Here is a 6,271-nt window from a genome sequence, read left to right on the forward strand (position 1 = left end):
GTTTTTAGTACTGGTGAAGTGATCGATTCATTAACCTTAAAGGGAAAAGTGACCGATGCTTTAAATTATGAAACAGATGATTTTATAAGCGTCATGCTTTATGAAGTAGACGAAGAGTATACAGATAGCATCATTTACAAAGAAGCACCTAGATACGTGTTAAATACCCTAGACAGTCTTACCACATTTACCATGGAAAACCTAAAAGAAGGAACTTACAGAATAGTAGCGCTCAAGGAAGAAAATAGCGATCTGAGGTTTGATCCTAAAAGGGATAAAATAGGTTTTGTATCTGAAGAAATAGTTGTTCCTACTGATCAACAATACGAGATTAGAATGTATCAACAAGAAGCTGATTCTGAAATCAAAAAAATTACTCAGCAAGCTGCTTCTAGACTATACGTGACATATACTGGTAATGTAGATAATCTTCAAGTAAAGCCTCTAGACGCCTCAATTATTGAAAATAGCAGGATTACTAAATTAGAAAAGAAAGACACGCTACAATACTGGTATCGTCCTACGTTAAAGGAAGATTCTGTTCTTATGATTGCGCAGCTCGATGATAAAGAGCCTAAAGAGTTCAACGTACGTCTTAAAGAAATGGAAAAAGATAGCTTAACCATAAAGAAGGAAACTACTTTTTCCTTACGCAATCCAGCAAGCATATCAGCCTCTACTCCATTTGAATTTATAGACAATGAGTTAATAGACTTGACAAGAAAAGACAGTACAGCGGTAGCATTTGAAACGGTACTAGACAGTTTGAATAACAAAGCAATATTCAACTTTGAAAGAGAAGAAGATCAACTTTATAAAATGACCTTGTTTCCGGGAGCAATTACAGATTTTTATGGATCAAAAAACACAGATACATTAAACTATAGTTATGGAACTAAGAAGACCAATGCTCTAGGAAACATAAGCGTAAAACTAAACGGCGGCAACTCTTTTCCTATCATTATTCAAGTTACTAAAAAAGACTTGAGTGTTATTGCAGAGCAATCGGTTAAAGCAAATAACACTTATGACTTCTTCTATCTAGATCCAGGAGAATATTACTTGAGAATAATTTATGATACTAATGCAAATGGAAAATATGACGCTGGAAATTTCTTAGAAAACATACAGCCAGAAGTAGTTCAATACTATCCTGAAATTGTAAAACTACAGGCAAACTGGGACAGAAATTACACGTTTAACCTCTAAATAGCAATAGTCTCTAATAAAGCAGTAAACTTTTCAAGGAAGAAAATAGAACTGTATTATAAATTAAGCATCATTAAATTTTCAACAATAAAAATCCCAAACCGAAATATCGATTTGGGATTTAATATGTATTAAAGAAATGGTTCTTAAGCCTCAGCTACAGGAACGATAGATACATAAGATCTATTATTTCTTTTCTTAGTAAACTTCACTAGTCCGTCTACTTTTGCGTGTAATGTAAAGTCCTTACCAGCATATACATTTTCACCTGGATGGTGAGTCATACCACGCTGACGGATTAAGATGTTTCCAGCTATTGCAGCCTGTCCACCAAAAATCTTAACACCTAAGCGTTTCGATTCTGATTCTCTTCCGTTTTTCGAACTACCTACTCCTTTTTTATGAGCCATCTTGTTCTGTTTTTAAGGTTATTATTTACTTAACAACTCGATAAGTTCAGCTTTCTTAAGTGCTGAATATCCTTCAAGTCCTCTTTCTTTTGCTAGGTCTTTCAACTCTGCAACCGTGTGCTTAGATAAATCAGTACCAGCGTCTTTTGCTTCTACTTCTTTTTCTACTGGCTTTTCTTCCTTTTTAGGAGCTGCAGCCTTTTTAGATTCAGACTTCTTTCCTCCTGATGCAGAAATGCTAGAAATTTGAATTTGAGTTAAATACTGGCGGTGACCGTTTTTCTTACGGTATCCTTTTCTACGTTTTTTCTTAAAAACGATTACTTTGTCACCTTTAAGGTGTCCCAGAACTTTTGCTTCTGCAAATGCTCCTTCTATAGCTGGGGCGCCGAGTGTGATGTTGTCACCATTTCCTAAAAGAAGAACTTTGTCAATGTTAATTGACGCACCTTCATCCTCTTGTAAACGATGTACAAACAACTTTTGATCTTTCTCGATCTTGAATTGTTGCCCTGCTATCTCTACGATTGCGTACATAATTGTTGATTAATGTGATTAATTTCGGGCTGCAAATATACTTCTATTCCCTTAATTAGCAAAGTTATCAACAAATTATAAAAGAAATTTGTTGGTGATAATTTCACCTAACTTCAGTTGTATTCTTTTTCATGTGATCTAGAAATAATAAAACCTCTAGGAAATTTAAGTTCCTTGAGGTTTTTGATAACAGTTCCGCTTTCGCGAAAGCGGTATAACAAGCTAGATATACTATCTCTGATTGAGCGGCTTTTGTTTACTTCTTACTTCTCTCGTGTTCCACGATCTTTTATATAAAGGTAATATTACTAGCGGTGTAACAATAGAAGTCGCAAACCCAGAAAGGAATATAAATAAAATTAATGCAAATTCAATTCCGTTTCCTGCTGTAGTAATTTGCGTTTTTAACTCTTGAGCTAATTCTGGATTGATTTCAAAAAGATAAATCGCCATAAAGACAGTAAATATCAAGGTAGCAATGAATCCTGATGTTACTCCAGCAACAAAACCATCCATGTATTTAAATTGGGTTTGGTTTTTGTAAACATCTCTTATGACAAAAAATATTCCTGCACCTACAATGATGGCGTTAAAGAAACTCAAATAACTTTGAGCTGCTAGACCTATGGAATTAATAATTAGGAAATAAACGATAAGTCCTATTCCCATTAGTAAAGAGTATTTTATAGTATGTGTAGTTTTCATTATAAGTTTTTTACTAATATCGTTTAATACAACCATTTAGTAAAGTAATTTGATTTTACTTTAACGGTAAAACCACTCTTCTTGTTTATTTTTGGGAAGTCTTTGTATTTTATGTAACATATTATATAGAAAAGACACTAATTCCATAAGAAACTAAAAAATAATCAAAATGAAAAAAATTGTATTAAGCCTGATGGTTGCCTTTGCAACTGCTAGCGGCTTTTCTCAAGAGGTAGAGTATACCGAGTATGATTTAGATAATGGATTACATGTTATTCTACATCAAGAAAATGGTGCACCAGTTGTAACTACAGCAGTAATGTATCAAGTAGGCGCTAAGGATGAAGAGCCTGGAAGAACTGGATTTGCACACTTTTTTGAGCACCTTTTATTTGAAGGTACAGAAAATATCGAGCGTGGTAAATGGTTTGATATAGTAAGCGCAAATGGTGGAAGCAATAATGCAAATACCACTCAAGACCGTACTTATTATTATGAGACCTTTCCTTCTAATAATCTAGAAATGGGATTATGGATGGAAAGTGAGCGTATGTTACATCCTAAAATTGAACAAGTAGGTGTAGATACTCAAAATGAAGTAGTGAAAGAAGAAAAGCGCCAGCGTATTGATAATGCGCCTTATGGAGCAATCATTTACAGAACTGGAATCGATAAGCATCTTTTCAAGAAACATCCTTATGGTCAAAGTGTTATAGGCTCTATGAAAGACTTAAATGCAGCAAAGTTAGAAGAGTTTCAGGCGTTTAATGATAAATATTACAATCCTAACAATGCTACTCTTGTCGTAGCTGGAGACATTGATATTAAGGAAACTAAAAAAATGATCGAAGATTATTTTGGTCCTATTCCTAACAAAGCTCCTAGAAATGAGCGTAAGGTTGTTGTAGAAGACCCAATTACTGAAACTAGATACGCTACAGAATATGATGCTAATATTCAAATTCCAGCAAAGATTTTTTCTTACATCACACCTAAATCTACGGAGCGTGATGCTTATGTGATCGATTACATATCTGCAGTTCTTACTGGTGGAGCTAGCTCAAGAATGCAAGTAAGAATGGTAGATGAAGAGCAAATAGCGTTGCAAGTACTTGCTTTTGGCCAGTCTAATCAAGATTATGGAACTTACACTATGGGTGCTCTTGCAAAAGGAGATGTTGAGTTAAGTAAACTAGCTGAAGTTATGGACGAAGAAATCGTAAAGCTTCAAACAGAATTGATCTCAGAAAGAGAATATCAGAAACTTCAAAATAACTTTGAAGCTCAATATGTAAGTTCTAACTCTAGAGTAGAAGGTATCGCAGCATCTTTAGCACGTTACAATATGTTAATGGGAGATACAAGCTTGATTAATAAAGAACTTGATATTTATAGAAGTATTACTCGTGAAGATATCAAGCGAGTTGCAAATCAATACTTGAAGCCTAATCAGAGATTAGAGCTAGATTACCTTGCTGGAAGCGCACCTACTGAAGAGGAGATGAAAGAGGCAATGGAAGAAGTGAAAGTAGTTGACAATAAGTTACAGATCAACAAAATTTACTTTGACAATGATAAAGCGGTAATTACTGAAAGTGCGAGTAGAGAATTAGATCGCATTGCAAATATGATGATTAAGAATGTTTCTATGGAAATCCTTGCTGAAACATACACAGACACAAGAGGAAGCGATGCTTACAATAAAACTTTATCGCAAAAACGTGCAGATGCGGTAAGAAGTTACATTATCGCAAAAGGTGTTGATGCAAATAGAATCAAAGCTGTAGGACGTGGAGAAGATAATCCTGTAGTAGATTGTGAAAGCAAAGAATGCTCTGATGAAGAATACGAGCAGTCTAGAAGAACTGAATTTACCATCACAAAAAAATAATATTAAGATGAAAAAACAACTCATATTTTTAATGGCATTATTCCTAACTGGATTAACTGCTATTGCACAAATTGATCGATCGGTAATGCCTGAATCTGGCCCTACGCCAGAAATCAAATTAGGAAAGCCATATACTTTTGAATTAAAGAATGGTCTTCAAGTTCTTGTAGTGACTGATAAAAAGTTACCTACAATTAACATGAACCTAGATTTAAATAATCCACCTATTTATGAAGGTAATATCGCTGGAGTACAGTCATTAACTGGCGCCTTAATAGGTAAAGGTTCTACTGAAACTTCAAAAGAAGAGTTCAATGAAAAAGTAGATTTCTTAGGCGCAAACATCTTTGTAGGTGTAGGTGGTGGATTTGCTGGCGGACTTTCTAAATACAAAGAAGATATTTTTGCCTTATTTGCTGAGGCTGCTTTTAAACCTAATTTCACACAGAAAGAATTAGATTTTGAAAGATCTCAAGCGATTGAAGGATTAAAGTCTGGAGAAAACAGTGCTGCTGCGATTGCAGGTAAAGTAAGAAGCGCTCTAGTTTATGGGAAAGACCACCCAGGTGGAGAGTTTGCTACAGAAGAAACATACAATGCAATTACACTTGACGATGTAAAAAAATTCTATGCAGACTACTTTAAGCCTTCTAACGGTTACTTAGTAATCACGGGAGATATCGAGAAAAAAGAGGCTAAAAAATTAGTGAAAAAATACTTTGGCGACTGGAAAGAAGGAACAGCTCCTAAACCTGACATGCCTTCTCTTGCAGATGTAAGCGAGACGCAAATCAACCTAATTGATGTTCCTAATGCAGTACAAACAGAGCTTGCTGTAATGAGTTTATCGCCGCTTAAAATGAGTGATGAAGACTACCATGCAGTTCTTGTTGCAAACTATGTGTTCGGTGGTTCTTTTGGTTCTTACTTAAACATGAATTTGAGAGAAGAAAATGGTTATACATATGGTGCTCGCTCAAGTATAGGAACTGGTAGAAACTACATGGGTACATTTAGAGCAACTGCCAAGGTACGTAACGAAGTAACTGATAGCGCTGTAGTAGAAACATTCAAAGAGCTTAATCGCATCAGAAATGAGTATGTTGAAGACGAAATGCTAGCTAATGCAAAAGCAAAATACCTAGGTAACTTTATCATGCAGTCAGAAGATAAAGCTGTTGTTGCAAGAAGAGCAATTACTATAGAAAAGAATGACCTTGATAAAGATTTCTATAAAGATTTTATTGCAAACATCAATAAAGTAACAAAGGAAGACGTAAAGCGTGTAGCAAATAAATATCTTAATCCAGATCAATTACGTATCGTATTAGTAGGTAAAGCTGGAGACATCTTAGAACCTTTAGAAAAAATGAAAATCAACGGTAAGACCGTACCGATTAAGTTTTATGACAAAGATGCAAATGAAACAGAGCGCCCTTCTACTATTGAAATTCCTGCCGGATTAACTGCACAAACAGTTCTTGATGACTATATCAAAGCTATAGGAGGAAAAGAAGCC

Annotated in this window: 6 protein-coding genes and 1 pseudogene; 4 read left to right on the top strand and 3 right to left on the bottom strand. The window is 34.9% G+C overall.

The window, feature by feature from the left end:
- A partial coding sequence (locus A9Q93_RS03665) for a hypothetical protein (RefSeq protein ID WP_303686024.1) occupies positions 1 to 1,209 on the top strand: 1,209 nt, incomplete at its 5' end.
- Positions 1,210 to 1,355: 146 nt separating this feature from the next.
- Here A9Q93_RS03665 and rpmA read toward each other — a convergent pair.
- The 3 genes from rpmA to A9Q93_RS03680 all read right to left on the bottom strand — a co-directional run bounded on the left by rpmA (position 1,356) and on the right by A9Q93_RS03680 (position 2,861).
- Positions 1,356 to 1,619 carry a 50S ribosomal protein L27 gene (gene rpmA / locus A9Q93_RS03670; protein WP_015362236.1) on the bottom strand — a complete coding sequence of 88 codons (264 nt, stop codon included), beginning with the start codon at positions 1,617 to 1,619 and terminating at the stop codon, positions 1,356 to 1,358.
- Positions 1,620 to 1,640: 21 nt separating this feature from the next.
- Positions 1,641 to 2,156: a 50S ribosomal protein L21 gene (gene rplU / locus A9Q93_RS03675; RefSeq protein ID WP_303686025.1), complete on the bottom strand. Its 516-nt coding sequence runs from the start codon at positions 2,154 to 2,156 to the stop codon at positions 1,641 to 1,643.
- 231 nt (positions 2,157 to 2,387) lie between these two features.
- On the bottom strand, positions 2,388 to 2,861 hold the full coding sequence (locus A9Q93_RS03680) for a DUF4199 domain-containing protein (RefSeq protein ID WP_303686026.1): 474 nt from the start codon (positions 2,859 to 2,861) through the stop codon (positions 2,388 to 2,390).
- 169 nt (positions 2,862 to 3,030) lie between these two features.
- Between A9Q93_RS03680 and A9Q93_RS03685 the strand changes: the two are divergent.
- The 3 genes and pseudogenes from A9Q93_RS03685 to A9Q93_RS03695 all read left to right on the top strand — a co-directional run.
- Positions 3,031 to 4,335: pseudogene (locus A9Q93_RS03685) on the top strand (M16 family metallopeptidase); the annotation flags it as partial.
- A 39-nt stretch (positions 4,336 to 4,374) separates the two neighbouring features.
- Entirely contained in the window at positions 4,375 to 4,752 is a 378-nt protein-coding gene (locus A9Q93_RS03690) for an OmpA family protein (RefSeq protein ID WP_303686028.1), read from the top strand.
- A gap of 7 nt (positions 4,753 to 4,759) precedes the next feature.
- A partial coding sequence (locus A9Q93_RS03695; protein WP_303686027.1) for a pitrilysin family protein occupies positions 4,760 to 6,271 on the top strand: 1,512 nt, incomplete at its 3' end.

It is taken from the genome of Nonlabens dokdonensis (assembly GCF_002162835.1).
GTDB lineage: Bacteria > Bacteroidota > Bacteroidia > Flavobacteriales > Flavobacteriaceae > Nonlabens > Nonlabens dokdonensis_B.

What these genes read in the sequence shown, in the direction of transcription:
- rpmA (WP_015362236.1), bottom strand. Translation starts at nt 1,619, where the DNA reads ATGGCTCATAAAAAAGGAGTAGGTAGTTCGAAAAACGGAAGAGAATCA.
- rplU (WP_303686025.1), bottom strand. Translation starts at nt 2,156, where the DNA reads ATGTACGCAATCGTAGAGATAGCAGGGCAACAATTCAAGATCGAGAAA.
- A9Q93_RS03680 (WP_303686026.1), bottom strand. Translation starts at nt 2,861, where the DNA reads ATGAAAACTACACATACTATAAAATACTCTTTACTAATGGGAATAGGA.
- A9Q93_RS03690 (WP_303686028.1), top strand. Translation starts at nt 4,375, where the DNA reads ATGGAAGAAGTGAAAGTAGTTGACAATAAGTTACAGATCAACAAAATT.